Genomic DNA, 22,656 nt, shown 5'->3' on the forward strand with positions numbered 1-22,656 from the left:
AGCTTATCGCGCGCCTCTACATCCGGCTGAATCCCTTGAAGAGTACGACGGCGGCACCTGCCTCATTCGATGCGTCCAGATCCACTGTGGCATTCATAAACCAATCGTGGTTGCCTGCCGGGTCAACAATGGTTTGGCGCACTTCCCAGGTTTCGGCGGATGGGGCGATGTGTAACAACGCGGGTCCGCGGGCGGCCGGGCCGGACTCAAGGTACTCGTGTTCGTCCCAGTACTCATCGAGAGCGTCGGCCCAGCGGTCCGCATCCCAGCCGTGTTCGCCGTCGAGCTTCCCCAAGGTCTCATAGTCATCATCGGCAGCGAGTTCCACGCGGCGGAACATCTCGTTGCGGACCATGACCCTAAAGGCACGGGCGTTATCTGTCAGGTTCGGCGGGGCAGGCGGCAGTGCGGTTTCCGCCAGCGTGGCTCCATCGGTAGAATCGCCGCTGGTCATCTTCTCCCACTCATCCAAGAGGCTGGAGTCAACCTGGCGGACCAGCTCGCCCAGCCAGGAGATGATGTCCTCGAGATCTTCGCGCAGCGCATCCTGCGGGACGGTCTGGCGCAGGGCCTTGTAGGCGTCCGTGAGGTAGCGCAGTACGATGCCCTCGGACCGGGCCAGCGAATAGTACTGGACGTATTCGCCGAAGTTCATGGCGCGTTCATACATGTCGCGAATGATCGATTTCGGGCTCAGCTCGAAGTCGCCCATCCACGGAGATGCCTTGCGGTAGACATCAAAAGCGCCAAAAAGCAGCTCCGAAAGCGGCATGGGGTAGGTAACCTCGTCGAGGATGGCCATGCGCTCGTCGTACTCGATGCCCTCACTCTTCATGGCTGCGACCCGCTCGGTGCGCTCACGCTTGAGTTGGGCCGAGAGGATTTGGCGCGGCTTCTCCAGCGTGGACTCAATGACGGAAATGACATCTAGGGCGTAGCTGGGCGATTCCTGATCCAGCAAGTCCAGGGCAGCCAAAGCGAAGGGGGAGAGTGGCTGGTTGAGGGCGAAGTTCATCTGCAGGTGCACGGTGAGGCGCACCGTGCGGCCATCTGATTCAAGTTCATCCTCGGGGATGCGCTCTACCACCCCGGCGCCAAGGAGTTCGCGATACATGCCGATGGCCTTGCGCATCAGCACTCGCTGCTTGGACGGTGATTCGTGGTTGTCGGTGAGCAACGCCTTGGCCGCTTGGAACGGATCACCGGGGCGTTCCAGCAAGTTCAGCAGCATGGCGTGCGTGATGGTGAAGCTGGAGGTCAGCGGCTCCGGCACGGATTCGGCCAGACGTGTGAATGTGGGCTCACCCCAGCTGACAAAACCCTGCTGCGGCTTCTTCTTAACCACTTGGCGCAGCTTCTTCTGATCGTCGCCGAACTTGGCAACGGCCTTCGCCATGGCCTTGGTGTTCTCAATGACGTGATCGGGGGCCTGGACAATGACGGTGCCGGCGGTGTCATAGCCGGCGCGGCCTGCGCGGCCCGCGATCTGTTGGAACTCACGCACCTGCAAAACGCGAGTGCGGACGCCGTCGTACTTGCTCAAGGCGGTGAGAAGTACGGTGCGGATGGGGACGTTAATGCCCACGCCCAGGGTGTCGGTGCCGCAGATGACCTTCATCAGACCAGCTTGGGCCAGCTGCTCCACGAGACGGCGGTACTTGGGCAGCATGCCAGCGTGGTGGACGCCAATGCCGTGGCGGACCAAGCGGTTCAGGGTTTTGCCGAAGCCTGCGGAGAAGCGGAAGCCGGCTATGAGATCGGCGATCTTGTCCTTCTCTTCACGAGTGCACACGTTAATGCTCATGAGCGTCTGGGCGCGGTCGATGGCCTCGGCCTGGCTGAAGTGAACAACATAAACAGGGACCTGCTTGGTGGCGAGTAGTTCCTCGAGAGTCTCGTGGACGCCGGTCTGCACGTAGTAGTAATGCAGCGGGATAGGACGCTCGCCCGAGGAAACGGTGGTGGTCTCGCGGTTGGTCAGTTCGGTGAGTTCTGTTTCAAAACGGCTGACATCGCCCAAGGTGGCGCTCATGAGCAGGAATTGCGACTGCGGCAGTTCCAACAACGGCAACTGCCACGCCCAACCGCGCTGCGGGTCTGAGTAGTAGTGGAACTCGTCCATGATGACCACGCCCACATCGGCATCTTCGCCCTCGCGCAGCGCAATATTCGCCAAGATCTCGGCCGTGCAGCAGATGATCGGCGCGTCCTGGTTCACGGAGGAATCACCGGTGATCATGCCAACGTTCTCGGCACCAAAGATCTCGCACAGAGCGAAGAACTTCTCAGAGACCAGCGCCTTAATGGGAGCCGTGTAGTAGCTGGCGGCACCGCGGGCCATGGCGTTGAAGTGCGCGGCAATGGCCACCATTGACTTCCCAGAACCCGTGGGCGTCGACAAAATCACGTTGTTACCGCTAACCAACTCCAGCGCGGCCTCTTCCTGAGCGGGGTACAGCTCCAACCCCCGGTCTAAAGTCCACTCCAAAAACGCGTCCAGTACGTCGTCGTCGGTGGAGGTCTGCGGATTCAGGGTGGCAAGCTGTTCAAGAAGATTCATGGTCATCCCAGCTTAGGCGTTCTCGTGTGCGGCGGGGGACAGGCTGTGGCAGGATAACGCCATGACGGATCAACCATTTGTGTGGGAACCAACTCAGTACCTTAAGTTTGGTGATTTCCGCGACAGGCCCTTCTTCGATCTGATCTCCCGGATTGGGGCTACGGCGCCGGCGCGGGTGGTCGATCTTGGCTGCGGGCCGGGCAATCTCACGGCCACCTTGGCGCAGCGCTGGCCGCAAGCCTCTGTGCTGGGTCTGGACAGTTCCCCCGCCATGGTGGCGCAGGCGCAGGGGCTCATGGCGCCCGCGGACGACGGCGGCGCCTCCTTGGCCAGCGGCCCCCGCCCCACGCCGGGGCTGGCTTTTGTCCAAGGCGACATAGCCCGTTGGGTGCCGGATCCGGACACTGATGTGGTTGTTTCTAACGCTGCCCTGCAATGGGTGCCGGGGCATCGCGAACTCATGGCTGGCTGGTTGGTTACCATGCACCCTGGTGCGTGGCTGGGAGTGCAGGTCCCCGGAAACTTTGGGGCGCCGTCGCACGTGTTAATGCGAGAACTGGCCCAAAGTTCGCGGTGGCGAAAGCAGCTTAGTGGAGTCCTGCAGCATGAAGATGCGGTGGCGGAACCTGCCGTCTATCAGGATCTGTTTCTCAGTGGCGGGGCCTTGGTTGACGTGTGGGAGACAACGTACAGCCAACTTCTACAGGGCGAAAACCCTGTCCTTGAGTGGGTTCGAGGGACGGCACTGAGACCCGTTTTGGGGACTCTATCTCCTAGCGAAGCTGCCGAGTTTGAGGGTCAGTATGCCTCGTTGGTGGATGAGGCATATCCACGCGGAGAGCATGGCACCAACTTTGAGTTCCGGCGAATTTTCATGGTGGGAGAGAAGCAATGAGTGAGCTAGAACAGTTTCCGCAGGACTGGCAGCGGGCGCTGGTGTTGGTTGCACACCCGGATGACCCGGAATACGGGATGGGGGCTGCGGTGGCGCAATGGACGGCGGAGGGCAAAGACGTCAGTTACGTTCTGGCTACTCGCGGTGAGGCCGGAATTGCGGGCCTAGCGCCAGGGGAATCGGGTCCGCTGAGGTCCATGGAACAGCAAAATGCTTGTGCCCGGGTGGGCGTCACGGACTTGGTATTTCTCGATCATCCAGACGGACGGATTGAGGAGGGGTTGGCGTTGCGTCGAGACTTCGCGCGGGAGATCCGCCGTGCACGCCCTGACGTGGTGCTCACACTGAACCACCGGGATGAGTGGGGTCCTGGACTTTGGAATTCCGCCGACCACCGGGCTGTAGGCCGTGCCGTACTGGATGCTGTGGGCGACGCAGACAATGAGTGGATCTTCCCCGAGCTGGCGGAGGAAGGTTTGATGCGCCACAAAGTACGGTGGGTTGCCATCAGTTCTCCACGGGCCACCCACGCCCAAAAAGTATCGGCCGCCAGCATCGAGAAGGCCATAGCGTCCTTGGCTGAACACCGCGAATACCTCCGAGCCCTCAGCGATGCACCTGTAGCAGATCAGGCCCGCAAGCAAACTGAGATGGTGACGGCCGGCGGCGTCGTCGGGTTTGAGCTGTACGGCTGAATCTGTGCTATCTAGTCAGGTTTGGGGTTGTTGTGGCAGTGGGGGCACCAGTTCCCTCCACCACGGCAGTAGCGGCGCAGCAGTCCTCCTGGCTCGGTCTTCTCTGGATCTAGCGGGCAGCTGCCCGAGCACATCATGAACGGGCTCGGGGTAATGTGATGGTGGATATCAGCTGAGGTGATTGAATCAGGCTATCGATCGGCGAAGAGTGAAGTGCCAAGGAGGCGGATTTATGCGGGCCACGGTCAAGGATGTTGCCGCCCGTGCGGGAGTGTCTCCCAAAACGGTCTCAAATGTAGTGAATGGTCTGGTTCCGGTCAGTGAGAGCACCCGGGCAAAGGTCGAAAGTGCCATCGCTGAGCTTGACTATATTCCAAATCTTTCGGCCCGAGGGCTGCGCAATGGTCGTTCAGGCGTGATCGCTTTGGCGCTTCCAGATCTGGGCACACCCTATTCAGCAGAAGTGACCCACCATATTGTGGAGGTGGCTCATGAACTCGGCTGGAGTGTCCAACTCGAAGAGACTGGGCACGATCAGCAACGCGAGATTGACCTCATCTCCAGAGCCCGGACCCGGCTCATTGATGGTCTGATCCTCAACCCGATCGCTCTCGATGACACGTCCATAGGCGTTGCGGAAAACTTGCCGCCCCTGGTCATGATTGGTGAGGTGGTGCAACGGCTCGTGGACCACGTTGGACTCGATAACCTCGCTGCAGCGCGGGAGATGACCCTAGAGCTGGCGAAGGGAGGCCGGCGTCGTATTGCCATTCTCGGTGCCACCGATAAACGGCGTGCAGATACCGCCAGTATTCGAACACAGGGTTATCGTCAAGCGTTGACCGAACTTGGTATTGCTCATGACTCGACCTTGGAAATTCCCTGTGATGATTGGACACCCGGCGGCAGTGCAAGGGCTTTGCGGCACTTTCTGCAAGACAATCAAGTTCCAGAATCCATCTTCTGCTTTACCGATTCCTTGGCTATCGGAGCGCTCAGTGTTTTGGCTGAGGAGGGTCATCGCGTGCCAGAGGATGTTCTTGTTGCGGGATTCGATGATATTGACCCTGCTCGGTTCGCCGTCCCTGCACTCACCACGATCTCGTTCGACAAACGGGCCCTGGCTAAGGAAGTCCTCAGGCTGTTGATGAGGCGGATCGATGATCGGCAGCAAGCCCCCGTGGATGTCGTACTGCCGTACGTCTTGGTTTCGCGGGCAAGTACGGGCCCCGACTAGCCCGCCGGCAGTTTTCATGGGAATGCCCGGAAGGCATTGACCCGCTGGAGCGATCTATCTGCGAACCGTCCCGCAAGATCTCAAGTATCAGTGTGTGCTGGTCGACGGGCTGAAAGTGGTGGCGGGAACCCTCTTGGATGGTGTCGAAAGTACGGCTCATGATCCAAACGAGTGGCTGTCCTGACGCCAGTAACTATGCCGGGTTCACTTTCCTGGATAGGCGTCAGTCTGACGTCGGATCTCCTTGTGTCCTGTACTTTGTGCTCCTCGCCTGGAGGTCCCTGTGCCTAGCTTGAGCCTCCCTGGTCTTCTCTGGTCTTCTCTGGCCGTGTCTGCACTGTCGTCCCCACTCCGTCCAAAAAAGAAATATTGTGCGCGCTAACAAAAATGTCTTGTGCGTCACATTACAACGATGTAATCTCGTCATCAGATCACAAAATCATGACGGGATTTAGTGGCACCACCAACCGGGGTGCAACTGCTCAAATTTGGTTTTGCACTGTAATCGCATCCAAAGGAGTGAGCGATGAATCAACTCAAGAACGTGTCACGGCGGCAATTGCTGCGCGGTGGGGGACTGGCATTGTCGGCCATCGGCGTCGGTGGACTACTTTCGGCCTGCGGAGGTTCCGCAAGCGCTGCCGAAAGGGAGCAGCTGAGATTTTGGCACCTGCTCTCCGGTGGTGATGGCATCAAGATGCAGACCATGATTGAGGCCGCCAATGCATCTCAGCAGGACTACAACGTCACCGGAACCGTCCTAGCGTGGGGAGCCCCGTATTACACCAAACTCTCCATGGCCTCAGCCGGCGGCAGACCGCCCGAGCTGGCAATCATGCACGCCACCCGCGTGGCGGGCTATGCGCCTGGGGGCCTGCTGGATCCGTGGGACCTTGACACGCTCGCCAAGTACGGCGTGACAAAACAGGACTTCGCCCCCCGTATCTGGGAGAACAGCCTGCAGGATGGGAAGTTGTTCTCCATTGCGCTCGACTCACACCCCTTCATCCTGATGTACAACACTGAGGTAGCCAAGAAGGCCGGATATCTCGGAAACAACGGGCAGCTTGTCACCATTGATAGCGCCGCTGGGTTCAAGGAAATGGCCAAGGAGATGGCGAAGGTGACCGGAAAGCACGGCCTCTCCTATGGCTACCTAGGCGATGGTGCTCAGATGTGGCGCTTGTTCTACACGCTCTATAAGCAGCATGGGGCTTCTATGGAACTTGTTCAGGGCCAGAAGACCGGGGTTGATCGCGACGTGGCCATCGATGTTTTGGAATATATGCATTCACTTCTCGATGACACCATTGCAACTTCTAGCGGCGACGGCGGAACCGCCATTGCAGAGTTTGCCGGGCAGCAGTCGGGACTTTTCATGAGTGGTGTCTGGGAATTGCCCACCATGCAGACGGCGAAAGTTCCTTTAGATGCTATGCCGATTCCCACACTGTTTGGAACGCCAGCGGCCTTTGCTGATTCACATGCCTTTGTGCTGCCGAACCAACTCAATCTCGATCCGCGCAGACGGGAGTTGGTGTACTCCTTCGTGGCACACCTCTTGAAGGGCTCACTCAATTGGGCCAAGGCTGGCCACATTCCGGGCTTTCTGCCGGTGGTCAACTCCGCTGAGTACAAGGCGCTCCTGCCGCAGGCGCACTACGCCGGTGCGGCGGACACTATCAACTATGACCCGCGGGCTTGGTTCACCGGGTCGGGATCAGACTTTCAGAATTACTTCGCCGAGAATATCCAGAACGTCCTGCTCGGCCGCACCCAAGCCAAAGATGGCTGGGATGGATTCGTTAAGCGAATAGACACTCTATTGTCAAGACCCAATCCGGTTTAGGCACTCTAGTTCAATGACGTGCAGTACGTCACGATTTAGCAAAAAAGCAAGGCAAGTCATCTTTGGGAGATTCATTTTTGCGGCAAGGGAGCCAAGGCAATGAGCACGACCACCGTTTCGAGTACTACCGATAGATCGGCTCAACAGCCGCTGGAAAACAATTACGCCGCCAGAGTGCGCAGAGACCGCCGGCACGGCTGGTCGTTCATGGCGCCATTTTTGGCGTTCTTCGCAGTTTTCCTCCTGTGGCCTTTGATCTACGGGCTTTACATGAGCTTCACCGGCAGATCACTCACGGGAGCAAATACTAACTTTGTTGGCCTGGCCAACTATACGGAGGCCCTGATGGACTCCGATATGTGGCATTCCATGGGCAACACCCTCTACTTCACGGTCATCAGCACTATCCCCCTGGTCCTCGTGGCTTTGGCCATGGCAGCCCTGGTCAACATGGGATTACCGGCCCAATGGCTCTGGCGTCTGGCCTTCTTTGCCCCATACCTCTTGGCCTCGACCGTCGTGTCCCTGTTCTTTGTCTGGATGTACAACCCGCAGCTAGGCCTGATCAACGAGCTTCTAGGAAGGATTGGAATTGCCCCCATTGACTGGCTGAACAACCCTGATGTGGCGATGTGGTCAATCGTTATTGCCACGCTCTGGTGGACTGTGGGCTTCAACTTCCTGCTGTACCTGGCGGCCATGGGCAACATCCCGCAGGCTCACTTCGAAGCCGCACAATTGGACGGAGCAGGCGGATGGCGGCAATTCTTCTCCATCACCTTGCCGCAGATCAAGGGCACCACGCTCATGATCGTCATCCTGCAGGTGCTCGCGTCACTGAAAATCTTTGATCAGGTGTACCAGATGACGGCCGGTGGCCCGGCGGGATCCACCCGAAGCATTGTTCAGTACATCTTCGAGACCGGATTCACCGGTTACCGGCTTGGCTATTCGGCTGCGATCTCCTACATCTTCTTCATCATCATTGTCATCGTTTCGATTTCACAGTTCTTTGTGACCCGTAAGAGGAGCGCATAACCCATGGCTGTTTCGACACTTACCCACACTAGTAAAGCGGCAACAGGCGCCCACTCTCCGGAGCCTCGACGCCGCAAGAAGCGTCGCCAGCCTGGACGCATTCTGGCCACCGTGATCGTCGCTATCCTTGCAGTGACCTGGCTGGTCCCTTTCGCTTGGGCCACCATCACAGCGCTCAAGTCTGAGACGGAAGCGGCCGCCACGCCCATAACCTTGGTGCCTGCTTCGGGATTCACCTTGGACGCCTTCAAGAAGGTACTGCAAGGTGGAGACATTCCGCAGTGGACGTTGAATTCGCTCTTTACCGCGGCGGCCATCACCATCATTACCTTGGCCATCTCAACGCTGGCGGCGTATGCGCTCTCTCGCATCGACTTCAAGGGCCGCAAAGTCATGATGACCATCATCGTAGCCTCGCTCATCGTTCCGCCACCGGTGCTGATCATCCCCTTGTTCTACCAGATGGTCTCTTTCCGCATGATCGACACCTATTGGGGGATCATTCTCCCGCAGGTCATCGCCCCGGCCATGGTGTTTGTGCTCAAGAAATTCTTTGACCAGATTCCCCGTGAGCTGGAAGATGCCGCACTCGTTGACGGTGCTGGCAGGATCCGCATCTTCTGGCAGGTGGTCCTGCCGCTCTCGCGGCCCATTCTGGCCGCCGTCGCCATCTTTGTCTTCATCGGCGCTTGGAACAACTTCCTCTGGCCCTTCATCGTCACCAACGAAAGCTCCATGCTGACTCTGCCAGTAGGTTTGCAAACCATCAAGAGCGCCTATGGCATCCAATATGCCCAGAACATGGCGTCCGCGCTGTTGGCCGCCCTGCCTCTGATCGTGGTGTTCCTCTTCTTTCAACGCCAGATCATCAAGGGCATTTCCACCACCGGCTTAGCCGGCACCTAAATTTCCCCACACCTCATCACCACTACCCCTATAGGAGAAACGCACCATGTCCCGTGCACGGATCAGTATTGACCGCGAATTCACCATCTCAGAAGTACCGCACCGCCTCTTTGGCTCCTTTGTCGAACACATGGGCCGTTGCGTGTACACCGGCATCTACGAACCAGGCCACGCACAGGCCGACGATCAGGGCTTCCGCAAGGACGTCCTTGCCCTGACCAAGGAACTCGGCGCCACCGTTATCCGGTATCCCGGCGGAAACTTCGTCTCGGGCTACAACTGGGAAGACGGGATCGGCCCGGTGGCCAACCGCCCGCGCCGCCTCGATGGGGCCTGGCACACCCTGGAAACTAACGCTTTTGGTCTCCACGAGTTTGTGGACTGGTCACGCAAAGCTGGCACCGAGATCATGGAGGCCATCAACCTTGGCACCCGGGGCGTGAATGCCGCCCGGGAGATCGTTGAGTACGCCAACCATCCTGGCGGCACCTACCTTTCTGACCTGCGCGCCAAGAACGGTCATAAGGACCCCTTCGATATCAAACTCTGGTGCCTCGGAAACGAGATGGATGGCCCGTGGCAGATCGGTCATAAGACGGCCGAGGAGTATGGCCGTCTGGCCCAGGAGGCCGGCAAAGCCATGCGCCTGGTGGATCCGAGCATCGAGCTGGTGGCCTGTGGCAGTTCTAGTTCGGCCATGCCCACGTTCGGCTCCTGGGAGCAGACCGTTTTGACTCATGCCTATGACGAGGTTGATTACGTCTCGCTGCACGCCTACTACCAGGAGCACGACGGCGATGCGGCCAGTTTCCTGGCCAGTGCCGTTGACATGGACTACTTCATTGAGTCTGTGGTCGCCACCGCTGACTCGGTCAAGGCCAAGGGCAAGCACAAGAAGAGCATTAACCTTTCCTTCGACGAATGGAACGTCTGGTACCAGAGCGGACTGGACACCGAAGACCAGCCGCACCGTGTCAACGCTTCAGGGTGGCGCGAACACCCCCGGGTCATCGAGGACAAATACAACGTGACCGACGCCGTCGTCGTCGGTACGCTTTTGAACTCGCTGCTCCGGCATGGCGACAGGGTCAAAATCGCCAACCAGGCACAGCTGGTCAACGTCATTGCCCCGATTCTCGCAGAGCCCAACGGAGATGCTTGGCGCCAGAGCATCTTCTACCCGTTCTCGCGCATGGCGGAACTCGCCAAAGGACAGATCCTCCGCACTCAGGTCGACTCCGACAAAGTTGAAACGGCAAAGTTTGGCGATGCGGATCTGGTGGATGTCAGTGCTACGTGGGATGAGGAGAACGGACGGGTGGCACTCTTCTTTGCCAACCGCGGGCTCGAGGAAGCCGCAGAGGTAGAGGTGGCGCTGCGTGGCTTCGACGCTGGCAGGATCACCAGGGCTGAGGTGCTGGAAGCGCCCGAGGGTGCGGATCGCTTCACCAAAAACAGTGTCGACGGGCAAGATCGCATCGGCATGACGGCGTTGGCCGGTGTCAAGGCAGCTGGCGCTGAACTTCGACTAAGTCTGCCGGCGCTTTCGTGGGCGGTAGTTGAGCTGGAAGTCACCAAGAACTAGGCGGCTTCACACCAAGCAATCTTTCGGGAGAATCCCCGACCGCACCCTTGAGGGCGCCCACTTTTATCAGCAGTGGGTGCCCTCTCCTTTAATACCGTTCATCTGTGGCGAGGCTCAAACGGAACGAGAACCTCGAAAGAGAGCAGGGGCCGCTATGCCATCAGCGAGATCGGCGAGAATACGGCCAATGGCCGGGGTGAACTTGAAGCCGTGTCCGGAAAACCCTGCGCCAACCACGACCGGGCCGAACCGATCAAGGAGGAAGTCTCCCGAATCGGTTGAGGTGTACGTGCAGCTGATCGGAGCGAACTGCTCGGGGTCCAACCCGGGGAACCACTGCCGCACATAGCGTCGGAGTGCATCCATCTGGTGTGTCTCCGCTGTGAAGTCACGGGCATCCGGATCAACAACGGCCCCCACGCCATGCCAACCAACTTTGAGGCCTTCCCCTGGGGTCAGCATCCCGTACGTGGGGCTGTACCAAAAGTCGTCTTCTGGCACCCCGGGCTCAGGGTTGTGATTGAAGCTGGGCCATTCCAGGCCATCACTGGCAGCCTGGAAGTGTGCTGGTTGTTCCTGCGTCACCACAAGGCGGGGGAGAGGGAGGAGTCCGCCCAAGAGTTTTTGAGTCCATGCGCCGGCAGTCACAATGACGCGGGCGGCCCGGTAGTCAGTGCTGTCGGTAGAGATGGATACGAGGTCATCGCCGAGCACCGACACGGCACGGACGGGTTGCTCATATAGGAATTGCGCTCCGCGAGACTGGGCGGCGGTTTGTAACGCAGTCAGTGCATCGGCTGCGCGCACCCTGCCGGCCTCCGGCACATAAAGGACTTTTCCGCGAAAACGCATACCCGCCCAACGCTCCATGGCTTCTTGCGGCGCTATGAACGAGCTTTTGATGCCGGCTTGCTGCTGCGCCCGCCACGTCATTTCTAGAGCATTGTCATGTCCGTGGTTGACGAGTCCCACTAGATCCAGCAGCTGCACACCGGTTTCATCCGCTAGCTCATCCCACAGCCGGTGGGCCTCGCTTACCAGCTGAAGATACTCCGGCTGCTGGTAGGCGGTGTTGAAGTTGCGGGTGGTTCCGTGGGAAGCCCCGAGCGTGTGCCCCTGCGGGAACTGCTCCAACACGACCACGGATTTTCCGCTCCGTGCAACGGCGAGTGCTGCTGCACAACCCATGGCGCCCGCGCCAATAACAACCACATCTGTCTGAATACTCATGGGTTTTACTTTAAGGCCGGACAGGGTTTTGCCGCAGTTTGGGCTACGGGGCTACTTCACTACCGAAGTTTCGCTGAGGGAATGCCAGGTGCGGTCGTGGTAAACCAGCGGACGGGCTTGCTCTGCTGTGCGGCTGGATTCTCCGGGCAGGTTCACCTGCAGAATCTGCACGGCAACCACCGTTGAATCGCCGGCATCCATTTGATTGACAATCCGTCCACGCATCCAGGCGTTGGCGGAGGGAAGAACTGGTTCTCCCGTGACGAGGCGTGACCAGATGGAGGTATCAGCAAAGCGATCAATGCCGCTGGTGGCGAAGTTCTTGGCCAAGTCAATCTGATCAGCACCCAAAAGGTGGATGACAACAGTCTCGGCCTGCTTAACCGTCGGAGTGGACGATGATGCAGACGACAAGGAAAAGACCACAAGTGGCGGGTTGGCGGAAACAGAAATGACGGAGGTTGCTGTTAGCCCAACAGGTCCCTGCCCAATATCTGCAGTGATCACGGCAACACCGGCGGGATGGTTCCGGAACGCAGCTTTGAAATCGTCGGCACTGAGCATGTCAGAAAAACCGGGATGAGTGACCGGCTGTGGCTCTGCGAAAACGGTGGACTGCGACATGGACTCTCCTTCACTGCGGCCAGAATCGGCCTGGACTGCGGCTGCTGTCATAGATGAAAAAGTATCACCTCAACGAACTTATGGACGATTCGAGGGGAGGAAATGCGTCGCTTTACTGCATTCATTCCAGATAGTGACCATTTATTACCCGATAATTTGGTACGAGACGTACTTATGGGGTCTAGTTGTGAAGAAATATTTCTTGCGGTCAAAAGACCTGGCTCAGTGGGGCTGCGGATGCGACCACCAGGATTGATGGAGTTTTTTGATGAGTACCACCAGTTTTGCCCCCTCCACGCGGACGGCCGAAGAGTCCAGCAGGGTGAATTTTTGGGCTGAGCAAGCCAAACGGCTTGATTGGGCGGAGCCTTGGCACACCGACCATAGCTTTGACGCTGCTATGAACGCCGTCACCGGCGATCTTCAGGTTCCGAAGATCGAGTGGTTCTCAGGTGGCAAGCTCAACGCAGCGGTCAACTGCGTGGACAGGCACGTAGATGCTGGCAACGGCAACAAAGTGGCCCTGTTCTGCGAAGGTGAGCCCGGGGATCGGCGCGCCATTACGTACAAGGAACTCCAAGATCAGGTGTGCCAAGCCGCTAACGCGCTTGAGGCCTTGGGCATTGGCGAGGGCGACCGTGTGGTCATTTACCTGCCCGTCATCGCCGAAACCGTCATCATCACATTGGCAGTGGCCCGGATTGGTGCCGTCCACTCACTCGTCTTTGGCGGCTTTTCCGCTGAAGCATTGCAGTTCCGTGTCGAGGACACCGGCGCCAAACTGCTTGTCACCACCGACGGCCAATTCCGCCGCGGCAAGGCTGTTCCCGTCAAGGCGAACGCGGATGCCGCAGTGGCCGGGGAAAACTCGATCGAACATGTTCTGGTGGTGCGCCGCACGGGCTCCGACATTGAATGGACCGAGGGCCGAGACATTTGGTGGCATGACGCGCTCGGTGCAGCCAGCACGGAGCACACCGCCGACTACTTTGACGCCGAAACGCCGCTGTTCATCATGTACACCTCCGGCACCACCGGCCAGCCCAAGGGCCTGGTGCACACCACCGGCGGCTACCTCACTCAGGCCTCCTACAGCCACGAATTGCTCTTTAGCAACCCTGATCCTGCCTTGCGCGAGAACGATGTTCACTGGTGCACGGCCGATCTTGCCTGGGTCACGGCGCACACCTACGAAATTTACGGACCGCTCTCCAACGGCGTCACCCAGGTCATCTTCGAAGGCACCCCGAACACCCCGCACCCCGGCCGCCACTTTGAGATCATCGAACGCTACGGTGTCACCAGCTACTACACGGCACCCACGCTGGTCCGCTCACTCATGGGCTGGTTCCCCGACGGCGTCCCGGCCCACCACGATCTCTCCTCCCTGCGCTTGCTCGGAACCGTTGGCGAAGCCGTCAACCCGCAAGCCTGGAACTGGCTGCGCGATGAACTCGGCGGCGGCACGCTGCCCATGGTGGATACCTGGTGGCAGTCCGAAACTGGCGCCACGATTCTGTCCCCGCGCCCCGGCGATACCGATTTCAAACCGGGTTGCGCCTCGCGTGCCATGCCGGGTGTGAGCGTTCGTATCGTGGACGACGCCGGAACTGACGTTGAGCGCGATGTCCAGGGTCTGATTGTGGTGGACGGGATTGGCCCGGCAATGGCTCGGACCGTGTGGGGAAACCCCCAGCGCTACCTAGATTCCTACTGGCGCAAGTTCGCCAAGCAGGGCTATTTCCTGGCAGGCGACGGTGCCAAGTATGACGCTGAGGGTCATATCTGGATCTTGGGACGCATTGATGACGTCATCAACATCTCCGGACACAGACTCTCCACGATCGAGATTGAATCGGCACTGGTCACTCACCCCAACGTCATCGAAGCTGGTGTCACCCCGGTGACGGATGCCTTGACCGGGCATGCTGTGGTGGCCTTCGTCGTCCTGGCGGACAGCGAAAGTCACTCTGCCGCGGAAGTCCAGAATCAACTGCGTGCCCACGTGGCACACAAGATTGGGCCCATCGCCAAGCCAAGCGCCGTCGTCGTGGTTCCCGATGTTCCCAAGACCCGTTCTGGGAAGATCATGCGCCGGCTGCTGACCCAAATGTTTGAGGGGACGCCTCTGGGCGACACCACCTCGCTCCAAAACGAAGAATCAATGGCCGGAATTATTGTCGCCGTTACCCAGTACAAAAAGAAGGATCACTCATGAGTATCGCCCCAGAAAACATTGCAGACCTCGCCACCCCGCTCAAATTTGCTTATTGGGTGCCCAACGTTTCCGGTGGACTCGTGGTGAGCACCATTGAGCAGCGCACCGATTGGAGCTTTGACTACAACAAGAAGCTGGCTCAAATCGCTGAGAACAGCGGCTTCGAATACGCGCTGACGCAGACCCGCTACGCCGCTTCCTACGGTGCAGACCAGCAGCATGAAGCAACGAGCTTCTCCCTGGCGCTACTTGGTGCGACGGAACGCTTGAAGGTCATCGCTGCAGTCCACCCGGGCATGTGGCACCCCGGTGTGCTGGCCAAGTTCATCATCACCGCCGATCACCTCTCCAATGGCCGCGCTGCCGTCAACATTGTCTCCGGCTGGCTCAAGGACGAGTTCGTGAACTTCGGTCTCGACTGGCTGGAGCATGACGAACGTTATGTGCGCACCGAAGAGTTCATCCGTGTACTGCGCGGGCTCTGGACCGAAAAGGAATACTCGCAGGCCGGCAAGTACTACAACATCAATAACTTCACACTGAACCCGGCGCCCGTTGACGTGCCTGGCCGCCCGCACCCGGAGATCTTCTTCGGCGGAAACTCCACCGCTGCCCAGGCTGCAGCTGGCCGCACAGCTGACTGGTACTTCTCCAACGGCCGCACGTTGGAGGGTTATAGCGAAAATGTGAACGGCGTATTGGCCGCAGCTGCCGAGGCTGGCCGCAAGCCACGCTTTGGCCTCAATGGCTTCGTCATCGCCCGCGACACCGAGAAGGAAGCTCGCGAGACCCTGCGCGAGATTGTCGCGAAGGCGCACCGCCCCGCTGTGGAAGGATTCGCCGCCGCCGTCAAGGAAGCCGGAGCCTCCACCAAGGATGGCAAGGGCATGTGGGCAGATTCCTCCTACGAGGATCTCATCCAGTACAACGACGGCTTCAAGACCGAACTGATCGGCACCCCCGAGCAGATCGCTACCCGCATCGTGGAGTACAAGAAGCGCGGCGTGAACTTGCTGCTGACCGCTTACCTACATTTCCAGGAAGAGACGGCCGCATTTGGCCGCGACGTCATGCCCATTGTGCGTGAACTCGAAGCAGACCTGGCCCGCAAGCACGGCACCGAGCTGGACACCTCCTTGCTGCCCATCACCAACTTTGACAAGGTAAGCGTCTAATGACTGAGCATTCTTTCGGTTTCCGCACCCGTGCCCTGCACGCTGGCGGCACGCCCGATTCCGAGCATGGCGCCCGCGCAGTGCCGATCTACCAGACCACCTCGTTCGTGTTCAAGGACACCGACGACGCCGCCAACCTCTTTGCGCTGCAAAAGTACGGCAACATTTACTCACGTATTGGTAACCCGACGGTGGCAGCCTTTGAGGAGCGCATTGCTTCTCTGGAGGGTGGCATCGGTGCTGTTGCAACGTCGTCGGGCATGGCGGCGGAATTCATCACCTTCGCAGCGCTGGCAGGGGCGGGCGACCACATTGTGGCCTCCTCCAAGCTGTACGGCGGCACCATCACGCAACTCGATGTGACGCTGCGCCGCTTCGGGGTGGAGACCACGTTCGTGGATTCCTCAGATCCGGCTGATTTTGCGGCAGCGATCAAGGAAAACACCAAGGCCGTGTACACGGAGATCGTGGCCAATCCTTCTGGCGACATCGCCGATCTTGAAGGACTGGCCGAGGTAGCACACGCAGCCGGAGTGCCACTGGTGGTTGATGCTACGTTGAGCACCCCGTACCTGATCCGACCCATCGAGTTCGGTGCCGATATTGTGATCCACTCGGCAACCAAGTTCCTTGGTGGGCACGGAACCACTTTGGGTGGTGTGGTGGTGGAATCCGGCCGTTTCAACTGGGGCAACGGCAAGTTCCCGTCCATGACCGAGCCCGTAGCCTCCTATGGCAACGTGTCCTGGTGGGGCAATTTTGGCGAGTATGGTTTCCTGACCAAGCTGCGCTCCGAGCAGTTGCGCGACATTGGACCCTCGCTTTCGGCCCAGTCGGCTTTCCAGTTATTGCAGGGCGTTGAGACGTTGCCGCAGCGCATGGATGAGCACTTGCGCAACGCTGATGCCGTGGCGCGCTGGTTGGAAGCCGACGAGCGCGTCTCTTGGGTTCAGTTCGCCGGATTGCCCAGCCACCCGCACTTTGAGCGTGGGCAGCATTACTTACCCAAGGGTGTTGGCTCCGTCTTCGCTTTTGGTGTCCGCGGGGGACGTGCTGCCGGGAAGAAGTTCATCGACTCCCTGCAGCTGGCCAGCCACTTGGCCAACATTGGCGATTCCCGCACCTTGGTGTTGCACCCTGGATCCACCACCCACCAGCAGCTCTCCGCTGAGCAGCTTGAGGCGGCCGGAGTTCCCGAAGACTTGATACGCATTTCCATTGGTCTGGAAGACGTCGAGGACATCTTATGGGACCTGGATCAAGCACTGACCATAGCCCAAGAGTTCATCGCGAGTAGTGCTGCTGAGGCTTCTCGCGATGCTGACTCCTCCGGCGTCGCGGACTCTGCCGCCGCACCATCCTGCACGATCGGAGCAAACGCATGAGTACCGGTACCACTCCAGAACGTACGTGGGTTGGGCCCTCAGCACCCGAACGCTTGGCGCTTCTGCGCAAGACCAAATCCATTGCCATTGTGGGCGCTTCGGATAAGCCGTCCCGTGCCAGCTACTTCGTAGCTACCTACCTGCTCTCCTCCAGTAGCTATCGTGTCTATTTCGTGAACCCGGTGGCCACGGAGATCTTAGGTCAGCCCGTGTACAAGTCATTGGCTGATCTGCCTGAGGTTCCTGACATGGTGGAGGTTTTCCGCCGCCATGATGACCTGCCCACCGTCTTGGACGAGGCTATTGCCGTGGGGGCGAAGTCGCTCTGGCTGCAGCTGGGATCCTGGCACGAGGAAGTTGCCGCAAAGGCTGAAGCTGCGGGGCTGGAAGTGGTCATGGACCGCTGCGTGAAGATTGAACACGCCCGCTTCCACGGCGGTCTGCACCTTGCTGGCTTCGATACCGGAGTCATTTCCTCCAAGCGGCAGGTAGTCGCCTAAGGTATTGCGTTAGTCTTCGTCCGGTCACCGGGTTGTCTGATCATTGGATTAGTACCGTAAAAGGGATGGCGCTTGCGCGATGGGATGGTCTTATACGGCCGTCCTATCCCGCGAGCGCCGTCCTATTTACGTCGGGGCCGTCCCGGGCCGCGGGAACGGTTCCGATCTGCCCTCGAGTGCGCATTTCTTGTACGGTTTCGGTTTGAAAGTGGCCGGAAGCGTTCATCAACTGCACACTCGAGCAGCTAGCTTCTCCTGATTGCGGGAAACGGAGTCAAGTAGTGGCTCGAGGTAGATACATCCCGCCCCACCGAATATCCACCCGTCAGGTAATGACGCTTAGACCGGGGAAAGCGTCATTACGTGACGGGTCGATGGGGGACACGGTGTCTCGCCCTCTGCGAGCGCCCCACGGCCCCCGTAAACGCCCCCGCCTCGCACCGACGAGCCCCGCCCCGCCCGCCAAACTCCCCAGTCACGGCAAACTCACAGGCACCAGATAACTGACATTCCCTCGGCAAGGAGTAGCTTGATAGCTGGACTATGAACATGCTCGCCGAGACCATCAGGAGGATAGGTGCTGTTTCGCTTGATTGCCCGCAATCTGGCGCCGCATAAGGCGTCATTGATTGCGATTGTGGTGCTGCAATTCCTCTCCACCCTCGCCACCTTGTATCTGCCCACGCTCAACGCCGACATCATTGACGACGGCGTGGTCACGGGCCAGATCGACGTCATTATGAATCTGGGCCTGTGGATGCTGCTCATTACCGCCGGCCAGGTGGTGTGCGCCATCGCAGCCACCTATTTGAGTGCCAAGCTTGCCATGGGCGTGGGACGGCAGATCCGCCGAGACCTCTTCGAGAAGGTGGAGACGTTTTCCTCCCAAGAAGTCGGCATCATTGGCGCCCCGTCCCTAATCACCCGCACCACCAATGATGTCCAGCAGGTACAGATGCTGACGCTGATGTCCTTCACCATGATGGTGACGGCGCCCATCATGTGTGTCGGCGGTATTGTGCTGGCCATGTCCCAGGACGTTCCACTCTCCGGGCTGTTGCTGGTGATCTTGCCCGTGCTGCTCATCGCCATCGGTTTGATCGTGCGGGTCCTGGTTCCCACCTTCCGCAAAGTCCAGCGCCAACTCGATGACATCAACGGGGTCCTGCGCGAACAAATCACCGGCATCAGCGTCATCCGCGCCTTTGGCCGCCGCGATTACGAGGCCGACCGCTTCGCCACCGCCAACGGCGCACTCACCTCCTCCCAGTTACGGACAGGGCGGCTCATGGCGCTCATGTTCCCCACCATCTTCTTCGTGGTCAACGTCACCAGCGTGGGCGTTCTCTGGTTCGGCGGGCAGCGCATTGACGCCGGCGACATGCAGATTGGCGCCCTCACCGCGTTCCTCAGCTACATCATGCAAATCCTCATGTCCGTCATGATGGCCATGTTAATGTTCATGATGATCCCGCGCGCGGCCGTCAGCGCCGAACGCATCACCGAAGTCCTGGATACCGAAGCCAGCGTGGTGGATGGCCCCGACGCCGTGAACATCAGCCGCCTCGATGGCCGCCTCAACGTCACGAATGCCAGCTTCACTTACCCCGGCGCCCAGGCCCCTGTCCTCTCCGGAGTCAGCTTCACCGCCTCCCCAGGAAGTACGACGGCGATCATCGGCTCCACCGGTAGCGGCAAGTCCACGCTGGTGAACCTCATACCAAGGCTTCTGGATGCCACCGAGGGTGGCATCGAGTTGGGCGGGTTCAACATCAAGGATGTCACCTTGGAAGCGTTGCGTGGCTCTATTGGGCTGGTACCGCAAAAGGCGTACTTGTTCACCGGTACGGTGGCGAGCAATATCCGCATGGGTAACCCCGAGGCTACCGATGAGCAGCTATGGCACGCACTTGAAACAGCGCAGGCCGCAGACTTTGTCCGGGACATGCCCGAAGGCTTAGAGGCCACTATAGAACAGGGCGGCTCCAACGTCTCCGGTGGACAGCGCCAACGGCTGTGTATTGCCCGGGCAATTGCAGCCTCACCCTCTGTGTACCTTTTCGATGACAGCTTCTCCGCACTGGACTACGCAACGGACGCTAAGCTCAGGGCTGCCCTGAAACCGGTCACTCGCGATGCGGCGGTATTGGTGGTGGCCCAACGGGTAGGCACCATTCGGGATGCGGACAACATCCTTGTTTTGGATGAAGGGCGCTTGGTAGCTCAGGGCACACACGAGCAGTTACTCGAAAGCAGCCCCACATACCAGGAGATCGTCAACTCCCAGCTGGGGGCAGATGATGAACCCGGCACAGACGCATTGGACAGCGGCGCTGGCTCCACCACGACAACCACTAGCGGCACCACCCGTGAAGGGGGCCTCTCATGAGCATGATGCGAGGAGGCCGTGGCGGCCCACCCCAAAAAGCAATGGCCTTCGGTCCCAGTCTGAAACGAATCCTAGGTCTCATGGCCCCGGACAAGCTCCGCATCACCCTGGTGGTGATCATGGCAGCCATCTCGGTAGGACTGTCAGTGGTTGCTCCGAAGATCCTCGGTAACGCCACCGACATCATCTTCGACGGTGTGGTGGGCAAGATGCTCAGCCAATTCCCGGCTGGCACCACCAAGGCCCAAGCTGTGGCTGAGCTACAGGCCAAGGGGCAGGGACAACTGGCGGACATGCTCAACGCCATGAACGTGGTGCCCGGCCAAGGTATGGACCTAGCCGCCCTCGGTCAGGTTCTCATGATTGTCCTGAGCCTGTATGTCGCGGCCTTCTTCTTCAACTGGGGTCAAGGCTTCGTCACCACAGGTATTGTCCAGCGAGCCATGTACCGACTGCGCCGAGACATTGAGGCAAAGCTGGACCGCCTACCCATGTCTCACTTCCAGCAAGAATCCCGCGGCGACGTTCTTTCACGTGTCACCAATGACATTGACAACTTCTCCCAAACCCTGAACCAGACACTCACGCAGATCCTCATTGCACTCCTGACAGTATGCGGAGTACTCGGCATGATGTTCTCCATCTCGCCCCTACTGGCCGGCATCTCCCTCGTGACAGTTCCCATCATCGCCGTCATCACCATCATGATCGCTAAGCGCTCGCAGGTGGAGTTTGCGGCTCAATGGCGCAGCACTGGCGATCTCAACGGTCATGTGGAGGAAATGTTCACGGGCCACGAGATCATCAAGGCCTTTGGCCAGCAGAAGCAAGCCATTGAGAAGTTCCGCCTCTCCAACGATTCCCTGTACGAATCAAGCGCCAAGGCACAGTTCATCTCCGGCATCATCATGCCCAGCACCAACTTCATCTCCAACCTCAACTACGTGGTGGTGGCGGTGCTTGGCGGTATTCAAGTGGCCCAGGGTGCTCTGACCATTGGTAGCGTTCAGGCGTTCATTCAGTACTCGCGGCAGTTCAGCCAGCCCATGGCTCAGATTGCCAGCATGATCAACTTGCTCCAATCCGGGGTAGCGTCCGCTGAGCGTGTCTTTGAACTACTCGACGCCACCGAGCAGACACCTGATCACATCCCTGCCGCCAAACTAGCCCCACCTGCGGGCCGGGTGATCTTTGACCACGTCAACTTTGGCTACAAGCCGGGGGAGCCGCTCATCAAGGATCTTTCTCTGGTAGCCGAACCGGGGGAGACTGTGGCCATTGTGGGTCCCACCGGTGCAGGAAAGACCACCTTGGTGAACCTGCTCATGCGCTTCTACGAGATTGATTCGGGCACCATCACGGTGGATGGCGTCAACACCGCCCACCTCACCCGCGATGACCTCCGCAGCCAGTTCGGCATGGTCCTTCAGGATGCGTGGCTGTTCGGTGGGACCATCAGGGAGAACCTGGCGTACGGCAAGCTGGGTGCCACCGAGGAGGAAATAGTGGACGCGGCCGTGGCAACACATGTGGATCACTTTGTCCGTTCGCTCCCGGATGGTTATGACACGGTCCTGACGGACGACGGCGGCGGGCTGAGTCAGGGGCAACGTCAGCTCATGACTATTGCCAGGGCCTGGATCGCCAATCCGGGCATTCTGATTCTGGATGAGGCCACCAGTAGCGTCGATACCCGCACCGAAGTCATGATCCGTACGGCCATGAACAAACTGCGCGCAAACCGGACCAGCTTTGTTATTGCTCACAGACTCTCCACTATTCGCGACGCTGACCTCATACTGGTGATGGATAGTGGTCGCATTGTTGAGCAGGGCAGCCACGAGGTGCTGCTCGCTAGCAGAGGTTTCTATTACGATCTGTATATGAGCCAATTTGGCGATCCAATGGTGGAAGAGGTGAGCCGAGCATGAACTCCATGGATGTATTGATGCGCAGGTGGCGATTGGACCTGGAATCGACGGTGCCACCGTTTGAGCAGGTGCGGCTGCGGATTCTGGACTTGGCCTCCTCAGGGGAGTTGGCCGTGGGGACTAAACTGCCCTCGGTCCGGGCTCTGGCCACGGATCTAGGGGTGGCGGCTAACACTGTGGCCCGTGCCTACCGGGAATTGGAGCAGGCCGGCATTGTGATCACAGCAGGACGCAGCGGCACGGCCATTGCTTCCGGCGGTGACAAGATCGCCGCTCAGGTAGCTGCGGCCGCGGACTCTTTTGCCGCCGTCGTGCGTGAATTGGGGATGCCGCGAGCGCAGGCTCTGCGCATTGTCTCCGCCGCTCTAGAACGAAACAACGGCTAGTTCGACGACCGTGGGAGCCGGCCTGTGGACCGGCGTTCGAACGAACTTTCGAT

The 22,656-nt window shown here is 59.3% G+C and carries 17 protein-coding genes; 14 read left to right on the forward strand and 3 right to left on the reverse strand.

Annotated elements, in window-relative coordinates:
- Nucleotides 1-16 precede the first annotated feature (16 nt).
- The gene (locus tag ACX80D_RS12235; protein ID WP_459322947.1) at nt 17-2,560 is read right to left on the reverse strand and encodes a DEAD/DEAH box helicase; all 2,544 of its coding nucleotides are present in this window, start codon (nt 2,558-2,560) and stop codon (nt 17-19) included.
- A gap of 61 nt (nt 2,561-2,621) precedes the next feature.
- On the opposite strand from ACX80D_RS12235, the gene ACX80D_RS12240 reads away from it, so the two are divergent.
- From ACX80D_RS12240 to arfA, 7 genes are all read left to right on the forward strand, one after another.
- A complete protein-coding gene (locus ACX80D_RS12240) occupies nt 2,622-3,455 on the forward strand; it encodes a trans-aconitate 2-methyltransferase (protein ID WP_459322948.1) in 834 nt (277 codons plus the stop codon).
- Nucleotides 3,452-4,150, forward strand: coding sequence for a PIG-L deacetylase family protein (locus ACX80D_RS12245; RefSeq protein ID WP_459322949.1), 699 nt, complete (start codon nt 3,452-3,454; stop codon nt 4,148-4,150). Before ACX80D_RS12240 ends, ACX80D_RS12245 begins: the two co-directional genes overlap by 4 nt.
- Nucleotides 4,151-4,382: 232 nt before the next feature.
- Nucleotides 4,383-5,387, forward strand: coding sequence for a LacI family DNA-binding transcriptional regulator (locus ACX80D_RS12250; protein ID WP_459322950.1), 1,005 nt, complete (start codon nt 4,383-4,385; stop codon nt 5,385-5,387).
- Nucleotides 5,388-5,913: 526 nt separating this feature from the next.
- Nucleotides 5,914-7,236 (forward strand): extracellular solute-binding protein, encoded by a 1,323-nt coding sequence (locus ACX80D_RS12255; RefSeq protein ID WP_459322951.1) that lies wholly within the window; start codon nt 5,914-5,916, stop codon nt 7,234-7,236.
- Between the two features lie 99 nt (nt 7,237-7,335).
- Nucleotides 7,336-8,274, forward strand: a complete 939-nt coding sequence (locus ACX80D_RS12260) for a carbohydrate ABC transporter permease (RefSeq protein WP_459322952.1) — start codon at nt 7,336-7,338, stop codon at nt 8,272-8,274.
- Nucleotides 8,275-8,277: 3 nt separating this feature from the next.
- On the forward strand, nt 8,278-9,180 hold the full coding sequence (locus ACX80D_RS12265; RefSeq protein ID WP_459322954.1) for a carbohydrate ABC transporter permease: 903 nt from the start codon (nt 8,278-8,280) through the stop codon (nt 9,178-9,180).
- A 46-nt stretch (nt 9,181-9,226) separates the two neighbouring features.
- Nucleotides 9,227-10,765 carry an arabinosylfuranosidase ArfA gene (arfA, locus tag ACX80D_RS12270; RefSeq protein WP_459322956.1) on the forward strand — a complete coding sequence of 513 codons (1,539 nt, stop codon included), beginning with the start codon at nt 9,227-9,229 and terminating at the stop codon, nt 10,763-10,765.
- A 114-nt stretch (nt 10,766-10,879) separates the two neighbouring features.
- On the opposite strand, the gene ACX80D_RS12275 is transcribed toward arfA, so the two are convergent.
- Nucleotides 10,880-11,995, reverse strand: a complete 1,116-nt coding sequence (locus ACX80D_RS12275) for an FAD-dependent oxidoreductase (RefSeq protein WP_459322957.1) — start codon at nt 11,993-11,995, stop codon at nt 10,880-10,882.
- Nucleotides 11,996-12,046: 51 nt separating this feature from the next.
- Nucleotides 12,047-12,619, reverse strand: coding sequence for a flavin reductase family protein (locus tag ACX80D_RS12280; protein ID WP_459322958.1), 573 nt, complete (start codon nt 12,617-12,619; stop codon nt 12,047-12,049).
- Between the two features lie 268 nt (nt 12,620-12,887).
- Here ACX80D_RS12280 and acs point away from each other — a divergent pair, with 268 nt between their 5' ends.
- The 7 genes from acs to ACX80D_RS12315 all read left to right on the forward strand — a co-directional run bounded on the left by acs (nt 12,888) and on the right by ACX80D_RS12315 (nt 22,603).
- On the forward strand, nt 12,888-14,837 hold the full coding sequence (acs, locus tag ACX80D_RS12285) for an acetate--CoA ligase (RefSeq protein WP_459322960.1): 1,950 nt from the start codon (nt 12,888-12,890) through the stop codon (nt 14,835-14,837).
- On the forward strand, nt 14,834-16,012 hold the full coding sequence (sfnG, locus tag ACX80D_RS12290; protein ID WP_459322962.1) for a dimethylsulfone monooxygenase SfnG: 1,179 nt from the start codon (nt 14,834-14,836) through the stop codon (nt 16,010-16,012). The genes acs and sfnG overlap by 4 nt, the downstream gene beginning before the upstream one ends.
- A complete protein-coding gene (locus ACX80D_RS12295; protein WP_459322963.1) occupies nt 16,012-17,397 on the forward strand; it encodes an O-acetylhomoserine aminocarboxypropyltransferase/cysteine synthase family protein in 1,386 nt (461 codons plus the stop codon). The genes sfnG and ACX80D_RS12295 overlap by 1 nt, the downstream gene beginning before the upstream one ends.
- The gene (locus ACX80D_RS12300) at nt 17,394-17,897 is read left to right on the forward strand and encodes a CoA-binding protein (protein WP_459322964.1); all 504 of its coding nucleotides are present in this window, start codon (nt 17,394-17,396) and stop codon (nt 17,895-17,897) included. Before ACX80D_RS12295 ends, ACX80D_RS12300 begins: the two co-directional genes overlap by 4 nt.
- 577 nt (nt 17,898-18,474) lie before the next feature.
- The gene (locus tag ACX80D_RS12305) at nt 18,475-20,286 is read left to right on the forward strand and encodes an ABC transporter ATP-binding protein (RefSeq protein ID WP_459322965.1); all 1,812 of its coding nucleotides are present in this window, start codon (nt 18,475-18,477) and stop codon (nt 20,284-20,286) included.
- On the forward strand, nt 20,283-22,217 hold the full coding sequence (locus ACX80D_RS12310; protein ID WP_459322966.1) for an ABC transporter ATP-binding protein: 1,935 nt from the start codon (nt 20,283-20,285) through the stop codon (nt 22,215-22,217). The genes ACX80D_RS12305 and ACX80D_RS12310 overlap by 4 nt, the downstream gene beginning before the upstream one ends.
- A complete protein-coding gene (locus ACX80D_RS12315; protein WP_459322967.1) occupies nt 22,214-22,603 on the forward strand; it encodes a GntR family transcriptional regulator in 390 nt (129 codons plus the stop codon). The genes ACX80D_RS12310 and ACX80D_RS12315 overlap by 4 nt, the downstream gene beginning before the upstream one ends.
- Nucleotides 22,604-22,656 lie beyond the last annotated feature (53 nt).

This window comes from Arthrobacter sp. Sr24 (genome assembly GCF_054511175.1).